Annotated in this window: 14 protein-coding genes; 5 read left to right on the top strand and 9 right to left on the bottom strand. The window is 51.6% G+C overall.

Features of this window, described 5'->3' with window-relative positions; genetic code table 11:
* Positions 1–58: 58 nt before the first annotated feature.
* The 5 genes from M1L66_RS06575 to M1L66_RS06555 all read right to left on the bottom strand — a co-directional run bounded on the left by M1L66_RS06575 (position 59) and on the right by M1L66_RS06555 (position 7546).
* The gene (locus M1L66_RS06575) at positions 59–601 is read right to left on the bottom strand and encodes a hypothetical protein (RefSeq protein WP_002601276.1); all 543 of its coding nucleotides are present in this window, start codon (positions 599–601) and stop codon (positions 59–61) included.
* A gap of 111 nt (positions 602–712) precedes the next feature.
* Complete coding sequence (locus M1L66_RS06570) at positions 713–1186, bottom strand: GNAT family N-acetyltransferase (RefSeq protein ID WP_187022481.1); 474 nt, start codon at positions 1184–1186, stop codon at positions 713–715.
* Between the two features lie 8 nt (positions 1187–1194).
* Complete coding sequence (locus M1L66_RS06565; RefSeq protein WP_243270290.1) at positions 1195–2919, bottom strand: methyl-accepting chemotaxis protein; 1725 nt, start codon at positions 2917–2919, stop codon at positions 1195–1197.
* Between the two features lie 5 nt (positions 2920–2924).
* Positions 2925–6275 (bottom strand): response regulator, encoded by a 3351-nt coding sequence (locus M1L66_RS06560; RefSeq protein ID WP_434694211.1) that lies wholly within the window; start codon positions 6273–6275, stop codon positions 2925–2927.
* A complete protein-coding gene (locus M1L66_RS06555; protein WP_187022483.1) occupies positions 6275–7546 on the bottom strand; it encodes an ABC transporter substrate-binding protein in 1272 nt (423 codons plus the stop codon). The genes M1L66_RS06560 and M1L66_RS06555 overlap by 1 nt, the downstream gene beginning before the upstream one ends.
* A 162-nt stretch (positions 7547–7708) precedes the next feature.
* Here M1L66_RS06555 and M1L66_RS06550 point away from each other — a divergent pair, with 162 nt between their 5' ends.
* The 5 genes from M1L66_RS06550 to M1L66_RS06530 all read left to right on the top strand — a co-directional run bounded on the left by M1L66_RS06550 (position 7709) and on the right by M1L66_RS06530 (position 14537).
* Positions 7709–9121: a GntR family transcriptional regulator gene (locus tag M1L66_RS06550; protein ID WP_434691618.1), complete on the top strand. Its 1413-nt coding sequence runs from the start codon at positions 7709–7711 to the stop codon at positions 9119–9121.
* A 28-nt stretch (positions 9122–9149) separates the two neighbouring features.
* The gene (locus M1L66_RS06545; protein ID WP_187022513.1) at positions 9150–9854 is read left to right on the top strand and encodes a response regulator transcription factor; all 705 of its coding nucleotides are present in this window, start codon (positions 9150–9152) and stop codon (positions 9852–9854) included.
* Complete coding sequence (locus M1L66_RS06540) at positions 9855–11210, top strand: sensor histidine kinase (RefSeq protein WP_434691616.1); 1356 nt, start codon at positions 9855–9857, stop codon at positions 11208–11210.
* Between the two features lie 142 nt (positions 11211–11352).
* Complete coding sequence (locus M1L66_RS06535; RefSeq protein ID WP_434691613.1) at positions 11353–13827, top strand: ABC transporter permease; 2475 nt, start codon at positions 11353–11355, stop codon at positions 13825–13827.
* 23 nt (positions 13828–13850) lie between these two features.
* The gene (locus tag M1L66_RS06530) at positions 13851–14537 is read left to right on the top strand and encodes an ABC transporter ATP-binding protein (RefSeq protein WP_434691611.1); all 687 of its coding nucleotides are present in this window, start codon (positions 13851–13853) and stop codon (positions 14535–14537) included.
* Between the two features lie 27 nt (positions 14538–14564).
* Here the strand turns inward: M1L66_RS06530 and M1L66_RS06525 are convergent, their stop codons facing one another.
* The 4 genes from M1L66_RS06525 to hpfG all read right to left on the bottom strand — a co-directional run bounded on the left by M1L66_RS06525 (position 14565) and on the right by hpfG (position 20588).
* Complete coding sequence (locus M1L66_RS06525; RefSeq protein WP_187022488.1) at positions 14565–15950, bottom strand: SLC13 family permease; 1386 nt, start codon at positions 15948–15950, stop codon at positions 14565–14567.
* Between the two features lie 140 nt (positions 15951–16090).
* Positions 16091–17239, bottom strand: a complete 1149-nt coding sequence (locus M1L66_RS06520) for an iron-containing alcohol dehydrogenase (RefSeq protein ID WP_187022489.1) — start codon at positions 17237–17239, stop codon at positions 16091–16093.
* A 14-nt stretch (positions 17240–17253) separates the two neighbouring features.
* Complete coding sequence (locus M1L66_RS06515; protein ID WP_187022490.1) at positions 17254–18039, bottom strand: sulfite exporter TauE/SafE family protein; 786 nt, start codon at positions 18037–18039, stop codon at positions 17254–17256.
* 29 nt (positions 18040–18068) lie between these two features.
* Entirely contained in the window at positions 18069–20588 is a 2520-nt protein-coding gene (gene hpfG / locus M1L66_RS06510; RefSeq protein WP_434691608.1) for a (2S)-3-sulfopropanediol dehydratase, read from the bottom strand.
* Positions 20589–20614 lie beyond the last annotated feature (26 nt).

Raw genomic sequence — 20614 nt, 5'->3', positions numbered from 1 at the left:
ATTTCCGCCCCTCTGCTGTCAGCATGATACGGTGTTTCCGGAAAGAGCCGTCTCTGATTTACTCATTATATGTCTCGGGTGGTGTCACGATAAGGCCGATGGTTCTCAGCCTTCTGCCCGGAGCCGGCGGGTTATGATGCAGCGGCTCGATGATTCGCGCGAACTCCCCAACCGCAGCTTCCAACTCTTCATTGGTTGCATAGACAGGGGCCATGGTAAAAGCTGGATGGTCCTCCATGATATCGATATCCGGACGTTTGCAGTACTCCTGAAACTGCTTGACGAGTCCCAGCATATAGTTCATAAAGAGCAGCATAAACGCCTCCCCGGAATTGGAGCTTACGATATCCTCTATCCCTTCGCCCAAGGGGATAGCCAGGGCATAGGTCTTCTCCACAGTTCCCCTGATCGGATTCTCTCCCACGATTTTTAAGATCCCTTCGTCTGTCATCCGCTTCAAATAGCGGTACAGCGTTGCCTGCGGAATATCGCTGTATAGCTCCGACAAACGCTTTGCGGTCGTCTGACCGGAAGCGTATATTTCCAGCAGCAGCTTACATTTAATCGGATTGGCGAAGCAATCCATTATTTTCTGATCCATTCTGCATCCTCCTCGCATTGCTTACAAGAATATTATCACTGTGATAATAAAAAGTCAATGCTGCTCAGACATCCTTACCGTTAAATTCCCCGTGGTATCCTACTAAATTTTCTACAGTTCACATACCATAAGATACTCCTCCGCATGTTCAGCGACGATCTGAAACCCAAGACGGAGATACAGTCCCGCCGCATAATTGGCCTTCTGTACAGAGAGAGACACACGGCTGAACCCGATCTCTTTTAAATGGGTAAGCATGGCCTTCATCAGCCCGGTTCCTATACCGAGCCCACGGTACGGCCCGTAGAGGGATATTGCGAGTGACGGCGTGCTGTCATCGAAATGACCGTAGTCATTCATGATCCGCACCCATACGGCCCCCACAAGTTTTCCGTCCGCCTCCGCCGCCAGCGCCTGATCCGCCGTCTGACTTCCAAAATCCGCAGTGTAGACCTGCAGCTCCGGTGTCTGAAGGATCGACCTTGCAGGCGGCTTCATGCCTTCCGGCACAAATATCGCCTCGTATAAAAAATCTTCCAGCAATGGATATTCCGATTGTTTCAATTTCCGTATTGTGTACTCCATATTTGACCTCACCTGCCTTCGCCTTCCGCCAGATCCGCCAACTTGAAATGACTGACCAGTTCCTTTAAGAGCTGCGCCTGAGAAGCCAGTTCTTCGCTTGCGGCGGCGCACTCTTCCGCCGTTGCGGAATTCGTCTGAACCACTTCGGAGATCAGATTGATATTCTCCGTGACCTGCCGGTTCGCGTCAAACTGTTTTGACGACGCGTCCGTAATATGGAAGAGCAGCTCCGACACGTTGTCTATCCCGCTCACCACCTCCGCCAGCGCATTGTCCGTCTCATTTGCGATCCTCCGGCCGTTTTCTACAGCCTGAAGGGAACTCTGAATCAGGGCCGCAGTACTCTTAGAAGCGGCAGACGACTGGTTTGCCAGACTCCGCACCTCATTTGCCACCACGGAAAAGCCTTTGCCGCGGTCTCCTGCACGCGCGGCTTCCACCGCCGCGTTCAATGCCAGGATATTGGTCTGGAAGGAAAAATCCTCAATCGTCTTAACGATTTTCCTGATTTCGTCGGATTTGCCGCTGATCTCCGCCATGGCCTTTACCATCTCCTGCATGGAACGGCTGCTTTCGGTTGCATTTTCTTTGACCATCTGCGCTTTTTCACTGGCCTCCTGTGCGTCCCTGGAATTCCGGTATGCCTGATCCGATATCTCGCTCATCATGCCGGTCAGTTCCTCTACGGAAGCGGCCTGCTCCGTGGTTCCCTGCGCCAGATTCTGTGAACTGGAGGATACCTGTTCTGAACCGGCCGCCACGTTGTCTGCCGACCGGCTGATCTGAAGCAGGAGCTCACTTAATCCGCGGCTGATCTTTTTCATGGAGCGCATCAGCTGCTCAAATTCTCCGATATAATACTCATCTCTTTCGCTTTGAACGCTGAAATTCCCCTCTGCCATCTCATTCAGTATATAGGTTTCATTCTGAATGACATCTGTCAGAGTATTCACCATGCTGCGGATATCTCCGGCGAGGCTTCCCAGTTCATCCCTGGAATCATATGCAACGCAGACCGCCGAGAACTCTCCTTTGGCCATGGCACGTGCCGCCTGCTCCAGTTCTGTGACCGGCAGAGTGATCCCGCGTGTTATGTAAACGCCGAATACAATGCTTACCGCCACACTGATGCCTCCCAGGATGATCACGGTAAATACAGCCATCGCCTGCTTCTCCCTCAGTCCAGATACTAGATTCTCTCCCTTTTTATTCCCGCTCTCAATCAGGCTGTTCAGTACCACCTGTGCCTCCTGAATCGCGAGAATATTATTATGCTCCATATAATCCGCCGCCTCGGCCTTCTGATTCTCCGAAGCAAGCGTAAGAACGTGCTCTCTCATGGGCGCCAGCTTTGCCAGCGCTTCCTCCAGCCGGTCGATAATCTGCTGATCGCCCAGGAAATGCGCTTTCACAACAGGAACCTCTTCCTGTATGATTGCAGCGCAATTCCTGGCATCAGTGATCGCTTCTTTTACAATTTCGGAATCCGTATTCGATATAGAACGGTAAACAGACTTCTGCATCCGTTCAAAGTTTGAATTAATAACACTTGCACTGTCATTTACAGTAAACGGCCCGTCATAGAAGGTCTCTATCTGCCCTCCCAGCCTGACGAAATCGACAATACTCACCACACAGCTCATAATAAGCAGGGTAAGTATGATCGCATATGAGATCGTCAACTTCTTTGATACCTTTAAATCCTTCAATGCACCCTTCCTCCTTATCATCATTCCTGTCACTCTCCCGCGCTCGACAGATACCGGCCCAGCAGCTTCTCCAGCGCCTTTACATCGATCGGTTTGGAAAAATGATCATTCATGCCTGCGCGAAGCGCTTCCTGTCGGTCGTCCTCAAATGCATTAGCCGTCATGGCCACAATGGGAATCCGTTTTGCGTCCTGCCGCTCCAGATTCCGTATGGCTTTCGTCGCCTCGTAGCCATTCATGACCGGCATCTGAACATCCATCAAAATCAGATTGTAGTATCCTTCTTCCGAACCGATTACCTTCTGGACCGCTTCTCCCCCGTCGCAGGCGTCTTCCACCTCAGCCCCCATCTCCGCAATCAGAGTGTGGGCAATCTCCCGGTTCAGCAGATTGTCCTCGGCCAGCAGAACCCGTTTGCCCTGAAAATCACGGCTGTCCCCCACCTCTTTGTATTCGACAGGATTCTTCTCTTCCTCCAGCTCCCTTAAGAGGTAGCAGATCTTGGAACGGTAGAACGGCTTCGCCAGAAATGCCGTCACGCCCGCCTCCCGGGCCTCGTCCTCGATATCGGACCAGTCGTAGGCGGTCAGAATAATGATCGGCACCTCATTCCCAGCGATCTTCCGAATCCGCCTCGTAATCTCCACCCCGTCGATATCCGGCATCCTCCAGTCGATAATCATCAGCTCGAACGGATCCATACTGTCCATGGCCTGTGCCGCCAGGCTTACCGCCCTCAGTCCTTCCGTCGTAAACTCCGCGCGCAGTCCGATATCCTTGAGAAGCTCCGTGACATTTTTACAGGTCTGCATATCGTCGTCCGCGATCAGGCAGTGGATGCCAAGCCATTCACCAGGAATCTCCTCCTGAGGAGCGTTCTGCAGCCTCAGCGGCAGGGTCACGGTAAAGGTGGAGCCTTTCCCCAGCTCGCTCTTCACCTGGATATCACCGCTCATCATATCTATGATATTCTTTGTAATGGCCATGCCGAGACCGGTTCCGGTGGCCTTGCTGTGTGTAGAATCCTGTACCCGTTCAAACGGCAGAAAGAGCTTATCCAGGAATTCCGGGCTCATGCCCAGTCCGGTATCCATGCACTCGAACACGTAATTCTGATACTCCCCGCGTCCGCTGTTTTTCTGGTATACATTAACCCTGATGCGGCCGCCTTCCATCGTATACTTGACTGCGTTGCTCAAAATATTGAAACAGATCTGGCGGATTCGGAGCGGATCACCGATCACCATCTCATCCTTTAACTCCAGCAGACTGATGTCCATGCGAAGGTGATCCGCATCGGCCTGCGGGCGTATCAGCTCCGTAACCTCCGCCACCAGACCCGCAAAGTTAAACGGCTCCTCCCGCAGGGATATCTTTCCGCTCTCAATCTTCGACATATCCAGGATATCATTGATCAGGCTCAGCAGATGCTGGCTTGACAGATTAATCTTCCTTAAACATTCCCGCACCCGATCATGGTCCTCCATGTGGGAAGCGGCGATCGCCGTCATGCCCACAATGGCGTTCATCGGCGTCCTGATATCATGGCTCATATTAGACAGAAACTGACTCTTAGCCACACTGGCCGCCTTTGCACTCTCCAGAGCGCTCTGAAGCGCCTGCCGGTGCTGTTCCTCCTCGTGCTTCTGTTCGTCAATCCGGCGTGATAACAGGATTGCAAGCTGATCGCTGGAATACGGATTTTCCACGTAAATGATCTGTGTGGAGGTCCAGTGATACTGACCGTCCGCCAGCATAAGCCTGGCCTCCAGGAACACCTCCTGCCTCCGGATTCCCAGGGTCTTCTTAAGGCTCTCCGGCGCCAGACGCTTCCTGAATTCGTCCTGAAAGTCCGGATGCACGGAAGCCAGAAATTCCTGGTACAATCTGTTAAAGGATTCCTGCCCTCCCAGGTCGGCCAGGAGTCCCGGCTGTATATAAATGAATTTAAGCGTGTCACAGGTTAAATTCAGACTGATAATAACCGGGAACACATTGGAGACCGCGCTGATCAGCATCCGGCGCTCCTGCAGCTTCTCCCGCTCCGCCTCTTCCTCCGCCAGCTTCTCCAATGTAATGTCGTGGAAAGTGGCAATGAGGACCGGAGTTCCGTCTTCATTCAGCATTTTTTCCACCAGTCCGGCCGACCAGAAGAAACTTCCGTCTTCCCTCATGACACGATTCTCAAAGGATCGCTTCTGATCGCCCTCGGCCGCCTCCCGGAAGATATCCACAATCATCGGATAATCCTCCGGATGGATAAATTCCATGAGTTTCTTTCCATTAAGCGAGTCGTTAGATGCCTCCTCCGGAAAATTAAGCAGCCTGAGCCCCTCCTGGTTCAGTTGAAGCAGTTGGAATGGGTCCTCCAGGGTTATCAGAGCGATTCCTTCCGGTATTGCATTATAAAGATGCTCGATGTAGCTGGCCTGCCCCCTCAGCTTCCGGTTTATCTGTCTGACGTAACGCAAGTAGACGATCACCAGTATGGCCAGTCCGATCAGGATAACCGCAATAAGAAGAAAGGTGCGGATTAATATCTGATTCGTCTGCGCCTCAACAACGTTCTGCGGAATAATCGAGATCAGATACCAGTCAGAATTCAGTCCCAATGGAATATAACAGAATACGGTGTCCTCATCCTGATACGTGAAGGTAGCCCATCCCGTCCTTTTATCGATCAGGGACTGTGCAAACTGGTCCAGCCTGGCAGAATCATTCTGAGATTCCGGAAGCATGTCAAACAGGTTCTGCACCGTCTTGTTGCTGCCCGGATGCGGCGGACGGATCAGCACATTTCCGCTGGTGTCCACCACATAGGAAAAACCGGCGTCCTGATAAAACGAGACGGTGAAGCTGTCCACAATCTCCCCCACTTCGTACGATTTCAGAAGGTATCCCGCCGTTCCATCCTGCAGGATCACTTTTATGTACAGGTTAAATTCATTGACTCCCGTGCCGCTGCAGATGTGAGGATCGATGATCCCCTTTTCCTCAGAAGCTGAGGCCAGAAAATCCGCTGCCGCCGTATCACCGGGATCACCGGACGGAAATTTGGTACCGTCTTCCAGATATAACGCAATCCCATTGTCCATACGGCTGTAGCTGCTGATCAGCCCGTCCAGCTCTTCCGTCTGGCCGGCGGTATATTTTTTCAGATAATTCGTGAGGGACTCCATAACCCTGTATTCTTCCTGCAGCTGGACCCGCAGCGTATTCAGCCCCTGCTGGGTACTCTCCCGAATAGTGCCTATGGACTGCTGCCAGAGCTGCTCCCGCACCGAGCTGACAAAAAGCACACTGATCAACGCAATCCCCACGCTGACGAGTAACGCCACCAGCGCAATTTTAATCCTTGCCGTTCCGTCCTGTTGCTTCATCATGGTACAATCCTTTCCTGAGCCTGCTGATCCAGCCAGCTCATGGTAGAATTAAGACTTTCCCCTGCCAGCAGCTTTTGGGAAGCTTCCGCCGTCAGCTCCCATATGGGCAGCTTCAGCAAATCATCGGTTCCGATCACCGTCCGCCCCGATTCATAACAGGAGATCAGAGGCTGGATCTCTAAAACACTGGAGGGGTTCCCTTCCTTTAACGGGCTGAAGGAAGATTGCTGGTCGGCAAACCGCTGTATATTCCCAGCTTTCGTAAAATACTCCACAAATTTCATGGCAGCGTCAAAATGTTCGCTGTCGGCATTTACGCTCAGACGTGTATCGGGATTGATCACCAGCATACTGCCCTCGTCGAGAATCGGCAGCGGCGACACCTCAAACTGAAAGTCCGGCTTCATACGGACCACACGCCCTGCCGCCCAGGCTCCTGTAAGCATAAATGGAGACTCGCCCAGAATAAATTCCTTCAGATCGTCGGAGGTCTTTTGGGTCTTCAGTGCCTTATCCGCGTCCACATACCCTCTTTTGATAAACGACTCTACAGTTGAAAATCCCTCTGTCAGATATTCGCTCAGTTTCTCATCACTGCTGTTAAGACGTTCCAACACCTCCGTCTGGCGTTTATCCTGGTATACCTGGTAGAATCCCCGGCCGATCGCCAGTGTCTTCAGGGAAATGTCATTGTTGGCAATAACCGGAGTGATTCCTCTGCTGATGAAATAGTCGCAGACGGCTTCCCACTCTTTCAGTGTACCGGGAACCTGCTGTTTATGTTCCTTCAATAAATCCAGATTGCAGTAAAGGCCGAAAACGGACACCGTTGTAGGGACCCAGGTAGTCCTGCCGTTCCCCATCTGGCTCCTCATCTCGTCCGTAAAATCAGGCAGCGTGGAAAGGCCGGACAAATCCGCCAGCTGTCCCTTCTCTTCCAGCTTCAGCAGGATGTCATGATTCACCATAAATATGTCGTCTCCCTTTCCACTCTCCATACGTTTCTCAAGGGCATCAAAGTACGCTGTTCCCTTAAGGCTCTCATAAGATACACGGATATATGGATTTTCCTTCATAAATTCCGACATAATCTGTTCGATCACGGTTACATTATCCGGCTCATATTTGTTTCCAAAAAAGGTGATTGTCACAATTTCCTGGCTATCCAGGGTATCATCATTCACCACTCTGTTCTTACCGCCGCAGCCTGTGAGGGCCGATATCGCAAGGGTAAGAAACAGGAGCAGTGCGGGGATTTTTCTTGACATCGCAGTTCTCTCCAGTCTTTTTGTAATACATGGTATTTTCTCTCTGTTCACATACTAATTGGATTCTACCACAACCTGACTTCGAATACAATCGATTCTGTCTTCTTAAACGGTACTGTACCGTTTCATGAGCTCATGGTATAATAAGGAAGAGGTGAAAACATGAAAGGCAGCAATGAATTATACAGACTCGTATACGACTATTACGCAACCAGAATCTTATTTGGTTTTTATACTTATGGGGACGCGATGCCGTCCATCCACAAAATATGTGTTCAATTCAGCCTTGCGGTTCCGACGGTACGGACAGCATTTACTTATCTGGAACGGGACGGATATATACAGGTCGAAGCATCCAAAGTAGCCCGCGTGGTTTACAAGGCCGCTCCCTCCCGGATCCGGAAAAATATTGCCGACTACTTTCTGCCGCGTGAGGACGGATTAAACGACATCGGAGTGGCCGGACAGATTTTAATCGAACCGCTTTTCGCACTGGGACTTCAGCGCTGGGAAGAGGACCAATGGAATCAGCTGCGTGAATGGCTTGCCAATCCCTCACCGGACACGCTGTTTATGCCGATTAAACTCTATATTCTGGCACTTTCTGCGCTGGATAATAAGCTCCTGCTAAATCTTTACTGGGAGATGGTCCGTTACCTCTGCTTCCCCTATCTGTCCGAAGACCAGGCGGCATGGAAGCGCTCTCTGGAAGATCTGGGAATCCAGACAAACGAAGAGCTCATCCACGATCTGAAGGCAGAGTATTTTAAAGTTTATAATAAAACAGCTGATGACCTGTTTTCTTTTCTGAAAACAGTACGTCCCCAATATGCACCCACGCTGCCTGAGCCGGTCCCCTTCCGGTGGAGCCTCTACCGGCAGCGTCCCCAGATACGCTATTCCCTGGCCGCCAGCATCATCCGTGGAATTGTTTCCGAAGTTTACCCCATCGGAAGCTATCTCCCCTCTCTGCCGCAGCTGGCCGCAAAGTACGGAACGGCGTTGTCGACAATACGCCGTACGGTCTCGCTCCTCAATGACCTGGGGGTGGCAGTGTCCCAGCACGGTAAGGGCATCCTGGTCTGTATGACACCGCAAACCATCGATTTTTCCAGTCCCGATGTGCATGAAATGCTGGATCTCTATCTGGAAAGTCTCCAGATACTGGTATATACCTCCCGGTCAGTCTCCCTGTTTACATTTCAGTCCGTCTCCAGGACGGCTCTGGAGGTTTTAACCGAGCAATTCAGGTGCATCAAGAAGGAAAGCCGAACGGATCTCTATCTCGAAATCTATCTGGGTTTTATCGTTAAGCACTGCTCCTCCGCCACGGTTCGCGAGTGCTATGACAAATTAAAACAGCTTCTGTCCTGCGGCTATCCGGTCACCCTGATGAGGCTGAAAAAGGATAGTCTGGGCAAGGAATACAATCCTGCCGTCCTCCAGGCCGTCACTTTTCTGGAGGACGGTGACACGGAAGGCTTCACTGATCAGTGGTGTGAATTCTTAAGCCAGCAGGAGAAGGAGACGAGATCATTTATCATGGAACAATGGAAGCATTCACCTCAAAATTGAAACATTCACCAGAAAGCAGGTGGCAGTCATAGACGGTAAGATTTTATTGGCAGACGATGAAAAAGATATTGCAGACCTTATGGAAGAAGTCCTGCGCCAGGACGGTTTCCGGGATATCCGAAAGGCGTATAACGGCGCGGACGCGGTGAACATCTGCCGCGAATTCCAGCCGGACGCGGTTATTCTCGATATCATGCTTCCGGATATAGACGGTCTGGAGGTATGCAGGCAGATTCGGGAGTTCTCCTATTGTTCCATCCTGTTCCTGTCTTCCAAAAATGATGATGTGGATAAAATTCTAGGTCTCGCCTCAGGCGGAGACGACTATATCACCAAGCCCTTCAGCCCACGCGAGGTTGTGTTCCGCGTCAAGGCGCAGCTCCGCCGCCAGCGCTATCAGGCATCCCCATCCCGGGACACTGGCTCCGTCTTAACCGCAGGTCCCCTCTCGCTGGATAAGGAGAGCGGGCGGGTCTATAAGGATGGACGCGAGATCGCCCTGACTGGGCGCGAATTCCTTCTGCTCTCCTATCTCATGGAAAATACGGACAAAATCATCAGCAAAGAGCGTCTCTATGAACAGGTCTGGGGGGAAGCCAGCAGTATCTGTGACAACACGATCATGGTGCACATCCGCCATATTCGGGAAAAAACAGAGACGGACCCGTCGAGGCCGCAGCAGCTCATCACCGTAAAAGGCCTGGGCTATAAACTCAGGAAAAGGATCAAATAAATGAAGAAATCCGGTTACCGAACCACATTCCACATATATTTTATCTTCCTGCTGACGCTGATTGGCACGATCCTGTCGGCAATTCTTCTCTTTTTTCTGCTGATAACGGTTCGAAAACCGGATGGGTCTTACGTCAGGAGTGACTGGCCAAAATCCTTTACAGAGAGTTTTGGCAGACAGATCCAGTTTATGGACGGTACGCCCCGGGTTACACAGGCCGGAATCGAACTGCTGCAGGACAACGGCGTGGGTCTCCAGATCTTAGCTCCGGATGGCCGGGAGGCGTACAGCTACGGAAAGCCGGATTCCGTCAGCGGCTCTTATTCCGCCTTTACCGGCACCGTTCAAGACGCCGGGGAAGACTGCGTCTATATACTCTATTTTCCCATGAAAATCTCCGCCATCACCATGTATCTCAACGGGGATCGTTTTTCTGGCGGCCGGCCGGTCTTTCTGACCCTTTTATGCGTGCTGTTCCTGGTGGTTCTCGTCTCCGGCGCCCTCTACGGCTTCTGGACCTCCAGACAGTTAAAGCGGCTGACTGCCTCCATCCGGGATATCTCCCTCCGCCGCTGCCTTTCCGATCACAGCCGCGGCGCGTTTGGGGATCTGTACGCCAGCCTGAACGCATTAGATGCCGAGATCCGGGCCAGCGACCGCCTGAGGGAAGAGACGGAGAAGATGCGGGAGGAATGGATTTCCAACATCACTCACGATCTGAAAACGCCCCTCTCCCCGATTAAGGGCTATGCGGAGATCATACAGGACGGGGACGACGGGCAGGAGGAATCTTACAGGCGGTACGCCGCGGTCATACTGAAAAACGCCGCCTACATGGAAGCGCTCATTGACGACCTGAAGCTGACGTACCAATTGGAGAACGGCCTGCTTCCCGTCAACCGGGAGCATCAAAATATGGTCCGCTTCTTAAAAGAGCTGGCAATCGATATTTTAAATACGCCCGAGTACGAAGACCGCGTCATTGGTTTTGACAGCACGGAGGACGCCATTTTCTATTCCTTTGATCCAAAGCTGCTGACGAGGGCCTTTCGCAATCTGATTATCAATGCCTTTGTACACGGAGGAGAAACGGCGGAGGTTACGCTCCGGGTATCCCGCATTGACGGCACGCTGCTGATCCAGGCGGCCGACAATGGAAAGGGCATAGGTTCGGAGGAGGCCGAACACCTCTTTGACCGCTACTACCGCGGCACCGGCACCGGAGAGAAGCCGGAAGGGACCGGCCTGGGTCTGGCAATAGCGAAAAGCATCATCGAGCTGCACGGCGGAACCATTTCCGCTTATGGCACTCCCGGCGCAGGTACCGTGTTTTCGATTGAATTTCCTGTTTCTTAAGGTTAATTAAGGTTGTCTGAAAGTCAGATTAAGGCTGACAGTTTATCATAATTTTCATGATAGCTGTCAGCCTTTTTTAATTATGGTAAACAGGCAATTATAATTGCAAAATCAGACAATTCCACGGAAAGCAGGTGCCACAATGAAGATCATACTAAAATATATTCTCACCAATATTAAAGAGCGAAAGCTGCGAACCACAGTCATGTTCCTGTCCATTCTGCTCTCCTCCATGCTCCTGTTCGTATCCTTTTCCATCGGCGCTTCCTATGAAAGTGCACAGAAAAAAATGGCCAGGGGCATGGCGGGCAGCGCAGTTCTCTCTGTAAAAGCGGCCGGTGGGGCCATTAAAACGGACGAACTTCCCCCGCTTTCGTCCATCGAGGCAGGCGTGGGCGTGCTGAAGGGCACGGCCCTCTATCATGAGAACGGCTACTATGAGACCATCGATTTAATTGCCGCCGATTTAACGGAGCTGGCTAAAATCAATCCGCCCCATCTGGCCAATGGTGAGAAAATCACTGATTTCACCGGCAGCCTGGTGATCCTGCCGGACCGTTTTACTTTAAAATACGGAATAAATAAAGGTGATACCATTCATTTACAGATCAATGGCGCCACGGTTCCTCTTCAGGCCGCAGAAATTGCAAACTATGACACAGTCTTCCTCCGCCATACGAGGGGAGCGACAGCCCTTCTGCCTCTTTCCACCCTGGCCGGACTCCTGGATCAGACGGACGGATACAGCGAAATCCTGATAAAGCCCGCTGCGGGAGCTGACACCGCGGTTTTGAAAAACGAAATCGCCGCTGCTCTGCCCGCCCCCGCTTATATTGTATCCGAGGTGGTCAACGAGGCGCAGATCGAGGCCGACGCAAGGCAGAAATCCATGCCGTTTTTCCTCATCAGCTTTTTCTCCATGACCATGAGCGTGTTCATTATTTACAGCAGCTACAAAGTGATTACCCTGGACCGCCTGCCAGTAATCGGAACCTTTCGCAGCATCGGCGCAGAGAAAAAGACCGTGACCCGCATCTTCATTCTGGAAAGCCTCCTGTACGGAAGCGCAGGCGGCCTTCTGGGAATCCCGTCAGGCGTTGTGGTCCTGAAGCTGATTCTTCACGGCATGGGGCAGTCTCTGTCCCAGGGCATCGAAATCCCGGCAGTGATCTCCCCGCTCAGTGCGGTGATCTCATTTACCATGGCAGTAACCGTGGCATTTCTCTCCGCCTGGCTTCCGATCCGCCGTGCGGGACGCCTGCCGGTGAAGGACATCGTACTTGGCACCGCAGAAGAACCGCACACTTCCGTCAGATTCCTTACGAGCGTCTGTGTAATCGTGTTTCTGATATCCATGCTGCTGCCCCGCCTCGTATCCGGGCCCATGCTGTACCTGGCCGGCGGCCTCTCTCTGCTGGGAATGACTGCATCGGCCGTGCTTCTCGTTCCCATGCTCACCACCATCTGTTCTGAGGCACTCACACCGCTTTACCGCTCCCTCCTGGGAAATGAGGGCTGGCTGGCTGCCCGGAACATGAAAGGCAATAAAAATACAGCGCAGAATATCACGCTGCTCTTCATCAGTATCTCCGCCGTGATCGCCATAACGGTTGTCGGTGATTTTGTCACAACGTATGTCAGTGACGTCTTTCATGGGGCGGAGCTTGACGGCTTTGCGGATGGACATATGGAACCGGAATTTGTCGATAGAGTGAAGGAAATGGATGGTATAGAGCAGGTTCTGCCGCTTTACGTCTATAAGAATGAGATAACAGCGGACGGCCTTCCCCTCAGCCGGCTGGAGGCAACCGACCGCCTCGACTGGTACGGCCCCATGCTGGCGCTCCATTATACGGAAAAGGACATGGAAGCTTCCGCCATTTCGGCCTTCGCCTCCGGGCGCGCCGTCATCCTGAGCACAGACTGCATGAAACGAATTGGCGCTTCCACCGGGGACATCCTGTCCCTTTCCGACGGCTCCGTCCTGCAGGACTATCTGCTCGTCGGCAGCTTCAAATCAAGGGCCACCGATGTTGAGGCCGTTATTCCAGCTGCATGTGCGGTTTCCGATTTCGGAGCCGTCTCCTACGGCTTTCTCGCTTATACCGCAGCCGATCCGGACGCCATCATGGTAAAGCTTCGCAGCCTGTTCGGTGAAACCTCCAACTGGAGCCGGACAGTAGAAGAATTCAACACGGACGCCCTTTCCACGGTCGGAACCTTTTTGAAGCCCATGCGCACAATGACCTGGTTTATCCTGCTGCTGGCCGCGGTCGGCGTCGTCAACAACCTTTTGATCAGCCATATTCAAAATCGCCGCAGCACCGCCATGTATAAGTCTGTGGGGCTCTCCAACCGACAGATGGCGTTGGTCACAGTGATCGAAGGCTTTTCATCCGGCCTGATCAGCGCGGTCCTTGCCGTATTTATCTCTTATATGGAAATCCAGACCATCTTCCTTGTAGCTGGTCCAAAAATACAGATTGTGCCGGAGCTGAATGTTTTTACGTTTCTAACTTCCGGTATCCTGGGAATCGCGGTCACTCTGCTTGGCTCTGTCGTCCCCATCATCAAGTGCCGGGAAATGAAACTTGTGGAAGAAATCAAATTTGAATAGCTTACAGAACTGGAGGATAAGAAATGAAACCTGTTATAGAAACTGCCGCCGTAGAAGGACGGCATATCGTTAAGAATTTCCGGCTTGGAGATACCGTAACCGAGGTGCTTAAGGATGTCTCCCTGCGGGTAATGCCGGGGGAATTCGTCTCAATTATGGGACCATCCGGTTCCGGAAAAAGCACGCTTCTCTATATTCTTGGAGGTCTGGACACCCCGACAGGCGGCCGCGTGCTTCTGAACGGTACCGATATCTCCAGCTTCGGAGATGAAAAAATGAGCGTTCTCCGCCGCCGGAACATCGGATTCGTCTTTCAGTTTTACAACCTGATTCCCAACTTGAATGTGGAAGAAAATATCATGCTCCCGCTTCTTATGGACGGTCAGAAAATGGAGCGCTGCACAGACCGTCTCGACCAGATTCTGGAGATGGTGGGCCTGTCCGACCGGCGCAGACACACGCCCCGGGAGTTATCCGGCGGCCAGCAGCAGCGCGTGGCAATCGCCCGCGCGCTCATCGGCAATCCCGGAATTCTCTTCGCCGACGAGCCCACCGGCAATCTCGACTCGAAATCCGGCGCCGATATCATGAGCCTGCTGCGGGAGATCAACCGCAGCACCGGGCAGACCATCATTATGGTGACCCACTCCCCGGAAGCTGCCAAAAGCAGCAGCAGGATTATTACGGTGCGGGATGGGAGCATTGTGTGATATGGCGATGCCGGGCTTCCGCATACACTACATCAGTCCAAACAAATTCCATAATGGATACATGACAACAATAAATCCCACAAACATGATTAACGTCTTTAAGCCTTCCTGTTTGATAAAATCCTTCATCGGCATCATTCCGTATTCGTACATAATCAGGTTTCCGTTGGACTCATACGGCAGAAACAGCATTTCACATGCGTACACCAGGATCATGCAGGCCACCACCGGGTTAATACCCAGGGACACGGCGATCTGCGCAAATGGAATAGACAGTCCGCCCAGCATCGCAAGGGGTGTCATAAAGAAATTGGCAATCATTCCAAACAGCATAAAGGAGATGCATACGACCAGCACGCTCTTTCCGGAGAGAAACGGCACGGCGATATTCGTCAGGAAATCCCCAAATCCAACGGAAGCTCCCACGACGCCGATCCCGAGGCAGGCCGCTACAAGGAAGATCATGGAGAAATTGATTCTTCCGATTATCTCCTTGTCCCCGATTTCAATACCCGGAACGAACATCAGATACGGGATCGTCATAAATCCATAGGCTGCCGGAAGGCCGGTAAAGTTTGAGGAAAACAGCCAGGTGAACAGAAGCACGATCATGGCGACCGCCTTTTTCTCTTTTTTGCTCATCTTTCCCAGCTGCTCGTATTTTTCATCAAAAATCCTACGGTTCAGCTTTCCATCCATTTTCTTCGTCTTATAGACCTTCATCAGGATAAACAGCGTCAGCAGGCACCAGATAATGAAGCAGCCGTTGTACAGGAATGTGGTGAACATCCCCATGCTGTATCCAGGCACAAACTCCTGCAGCGATGTCTCAATCATGGAATAATAGCTTGGATAGTACAGAAACACCGTGCTTCCTGTACACCCGATGGTACCCGCGAAGCACACCAGCGATGATTCCCTGGAGGGCTTCAAATCCATGGCCTTGCACACACCGAAGATCAGGGCGCCGGCAATCACCCATCCATAGCAGAATGTGACCAGATTTAGAAGAATTCCAATGACAAAGCAGCCGTAAACCACACCGCCGTAGGTTCCGCCGCATTTTCTTATAACATAGTAGGCGATCCGTTTTAAAAGACCGCACTCATCCAGTACCGTACTGAAGATAAGTCCCCCCAGGACCATCCAAACCGTCGTATTTGACCAGGAACCAAAAGCCGTTGCGGCCGGAACGATTCCGCTGACAATATACAGTGACGGAAGCAGAATCGCCGACACCAACAGCGGAAACAGCTCAAAGGCAATGATCAAAATCATAAACAGCGTAATCATAAAGAACCGCTTCAGACTTTCTGTAAAATCCCCCGAAACCGGAATAAAAGCAATGATGACAGGAATCAGTATGCTGACTGCCCATCCGATCCGTTTTTTCTTATCTGCACTCGTACTCATTCTAGTGTCTCCCCGTTTTATAGTTTCTCTCAATATCCCACGGATATTGTCTTTTTTTTGTCAATCAAGGTTGAAAAAGTACATCCCAAATGCCGGATAACCATCTGAACATCTGGGATGCCCTTTAAAACAATCCTATTTTATAATGCTTTCCTATAAAGTTCCATAATATCTTTTACATTTGTCTGTCTCGGGTTGGCCGGAATGTTGCCGCTCTTCATGGCATCCTCCGCCATAGCCGGAATCAGCTCCTCTTTAACGCCTGCCTCGGAGAGTGATTTCGGAATGCCTAAGTCCGCGTTCAGCATTTTAATCTCTTCCACCAGCATCTCCGGTTTGAAACCATTTAATACTTCATTGCCCTGGCGGATATAATTATAAATCACTTCATAACGGCCGTTGTCGGCAAGGGCGTTGTATTCCAGAACTGTTGGAAGCAGAATGGAATTTGCAACGCCGTGGGGGACATGAAAGTAGGCGCTTACCGGGTGGCTCATTGCGTGTACATTGCCGAGTCTGGCCCATGCAAATGAGATTCCTGCAAAATTGCTGCCTGCCATCATGGCGCTGGCCGCCTCCTCATTCTTTCTGTTTGCGACAAACTGACGGAGGTTTCCGCCGATTAATTCCATTGCTTTTTCAGCCATTGCATCCGAGAACGGGGAGGCATTGACGGAAATATACGCCTCAATGGCGTGAATCAGTGCGTCGACACCGCAGGCCGCAGCGATGGACGCAGGCGCCGTCATAATCAGTTCCGGATCCAGAACCGCGTATTTCGGCAGGATTTCATAGCTGAACACCGACAGCTTGTAATTTCTGGATTCGTCCGTGATAACTGCGGAAGCGGTTACCTCACTGCCGGTTCCCGCTGTTGTGGGGATCGCAATCATCGGCACAATCGGGCCGGGAACCTTATGATTTCCCTCATAGTCCGTAATGCTGCCGCCGTAGTTCGCCAGCACGCCCACGGCCTTCGCCACGTCCATCGAGCTGCCGCCGCCAAGAGCGACGATGCTGGTCGCTCCGCATTCTTTATAGAGAGCAGCCGCTTCATTGACGATATCGGTGGTTGGATTCGGAATGACATCCAGATAGGATGTATACCGGATTCCTCCCTCTTCGATGATGTCCTGAATCTTTCCTACCACGCCGATTTTCTCCAGTCCGCGGTCAGAGATTAAGAATACGTGCTCCGACTCGTTTTCTTTCAGGATCTCGGGAAGCTTTTTTAAGCTTCCCAATCCAAATTCAATATTTTGAGGTATTTTAAAACGAAAATCTTTCATTGTTCTTCTCCTTTTTACAAAACTGCCATCAGGCTGGTGATCAGCATGTTTGCGCCGATAAACAGAAGTACTAAGTATACGATACGCAGGAACTGCTCACGGTTAATTCTCTTTAAGAAGCCCATGCCGAGGAAGAATCCGATGGCGGCACAGGGAAGGCCGATTCCCAGAGCGCTCCACATGCGGGGGGTAAATGCGCCGTTGCGGAACTGGGTATAGATGTTCCAGGTATTTAAGACCACCCATACCATGTTCATCGTGTTGCGGAATTTTTCTTTATCCTTTACCGCCTCGATGGTGTAAACCGTAATCAGCGGGCCGCCGATGGTAAATGCGCCGTGAACGATACCGCCTAATATGAGACAGCCGTAGCGGAAAATCTTCCTGCCGGTTGTGTCGGGCGCGTCTTCCTCATCTGTTTTTTTCAGAACCAGCGGCCTGATGATGTGCTTATAAATGTTCATCAATGCTATGATGGTAACCATGGCGCCGATACAGATCTTCGCGGTCGTCGGGCTGATCTTGTAAAACAGATAATTGCCGATCAGGATTCCCGGCGCACACAGTGCAACGATTTTCACCAAATCTTTCCAGGAAACCTCACGCCACGCCTTCACGCCCAGATAGTATAAGAATGGAATTGTGAGGAGAGTTCCGTATGGTACCCCCTCCGCGGTTCCCAGAAGTCCGTTCGTAACCGCCGCGGCGATAACGGTACAGCCAAATCCCGTACATCCCTGTACAAAGAATCCAAAAATCTGCATCAAGCCAACCAGTATAAAATCAAACTCAAAAGTCATAATATCCCCCTATATATATTCCGTGTATTTTAGAAATGAAGCTCTGTACGCTGAATCAAATCCTTCTGCAGCGGCTTGCCCAGTTCGACAAAGTACGCGCTGTATCCGGCCACTCGCACAAGCATGTCTTTGTAGTCCTCCGGCTTCTTCTGCGCCGCCCGCATTGTCGCGGAGCTCATGATATTGAACTGGACATGCATCGCCTGCTTTGCCATATACTCATCGATAAATCCGATCAGAGTGTCTCTTCCCTCGACGCCGGCAACAGATTCCTCCGGGAATCTTAAGTTCATCAGCGTGCCGTTGGACGCCAGGGAGTGGTCCACCTTTGTCAGGGAATTCACAAGCGCTGTGGGGCCGCAGATATCGTGGGAGCCGCCGTCGGTATGAACCGGTCCCATGTTGTCGGAGATCGCCTCTCCCGCCTTACGGCCATCCACGGATGCGTTGGTATTCAAGCCCATGGCCACGTTGGCATTGACCGAGTAGACTCCCGGGCTGAACTCGCCGCCTCTCGGATTCTTTCTTCCTCTGATATGTCTGCAGTAGCATTCGAACATGTAGCGGAACAATTCATCCGCATAGTCATCGTCGTTGCCGTAGTGGTGAACCTTGGAGCTGTTTACAAGGGCGTAAAGCTTATCATGGCCTTTCCAGTTGTCCTTCACCGCTGCAAGCAGTTCAGAACCGGTACAGCGCTTCTCATCAAACACGAGCTGCTTGATCGTAGCCAGGCTGTCCGCGCAGGTTGCCATGCCGCTGGCCTGCGGACCGGTGCCGTTATACTTGGCTCCGCCTTCCGTCAAGTCCCTGCCCGATTCCATGCAGTCCTCATAAAATGCGGATACATAAGGTACAGGCTTTAAAGCGCGGTGGGCGTTGTCAATGATATTCAAGCTGCTGCACATCTGATCGGTCCAGTAAGCAAACTGTTTATCTACACTTTCGAGAACCTCGTCGAAGCTCTGATAGGTATCCAGGCTTCCGGTATCCGGTCCCAGATGGCCGCCGAGGGCGCCGCATTTCTCCCATCTTGCACAGTGAGGTCCGCAGTCCAGACAGCGTCCGCCGTTTAATACCATTTCCATCATCTTCGCCGTGTTGACGTAGGCGGCGTCGTGCCAGCCGTACTCCTTGCCGGGAAGATCAATCTCCACACAGCCTACGACACAGTAATCTCTCGCTTCTTCCAGGGTCATGCCTTTTCTCATCATGCCCTTGATCGCCGGGGCATCGTTGAAAAGCTTTGGATGGCCGTAGCCTGCGCGGATACATTCCACGGTCTTGACCTTTAGCTCATAGGGGGTATTTTCATGCATACGCACGCAGACCCACGGATTCATCATGCGGGTATGGGCGGAGCCTTCCAGCATCAGCATCGTCAAGTCATTGGTGGCGTCATTGCCGTCTCTGTCCACGCCGCCTATGGTCAGGCTCTCGCCTCCGAAACCGCGGCCGTTGCGCACAGCCATACTTCCCTTATCCTTTAACTTGGTCGGGTTGTTCATCTTTACGTATTCGACCTCAATCAGTTCCAGGACAAATTCCTTTGTGATGGTGCCGTTTTTCATGTCCGCCTCATAGTACGGATACAGCCACTGATCCATACGGCCGTAGGAAATGGAGTGGCCGTTGCTCTCAACCTGAATGAGTGTTGTGGCTATATTAAATAACTGCATTGCCTGCCAGAACGTCTTCGGCACACCGCCTGCGATCTGACGGCAGTTATCCGCCATGACTTCCAGCTCTTTCTTTCTCACCGGGTCCTGCTCTCCTGCGGCATACTCATCAGCCAGCTTCGCATAGCGCATAATGTATTTTTTCGCAGCCTCATGCATGATAATCATAGCCTGGTAGGTATCCCGCTTGTCGCCGTATTCCGGATCTCTCTTATCCAGCTTCTCCAGACCCGCTTTGGCATTTTCGATCAGGCCATTGTAACCTATATTCATCAGCTTCGCGTAATCGATAGCCAGATGTCCGGCGCCTGCGAAATGGTACAGGTTCGTCTGGAAGATCTTCTTTCCTGCTTCGGAACCCTTAATCTGCTCTTCCTCCAGCCGCACATTGATTAAATCATCCACGGTTCTGCCCTGCCAGTATTTGCACAGTTCGATAATTTCTTTTCTCTCTTCGTCATTTCTTATGTAGAACTGGTCGTGTTCGCGCTCCTCAAACGGGGAGTGAAGGATCTCTTCGATGATCCAGTTCACGGAAAACTCCGGATAGATCGGCGATGCCTTGGGCGGCGCGGCGATCTCACCCAGAATCAGATCTCCGTCATCAATATACAGCTTCGTACCACGCAAAATGTTCTCAAAGGCATAGGCACACTGAAGCTTACGGGGACAGACTTCATGCTCTTTATAGCTTTCCGTCACCAGCCTTAACCGCTCCACATCGACCTCATAAGGTCTGTCTAAAAACGTCTGTCTGAGCATGTTTACCCTTGGAAATGGGGACCAGTCTTCATGGTGAACCTGGTAACCCAGACTGTAGACATGATCGAAAGGTTCTGTTCCACACGCGTTTGTGTGATTCTCGTTCATTGCAATTCCTCCTGAAAATATGATAT

This window comes from Hungatella sp. SB206 (assembly GCF_051132295.1).
Classification (GTDB): Bacteria; Bacillota; Clostridia; order Lachnospirales; family Lachnospiraceae; genus Hungatella; species Hungatella effluvii.
Note: the sequence above shows the minus strand (reverse complement) of the source record. Positions and strands in the feature narration are given on the sequence as shown.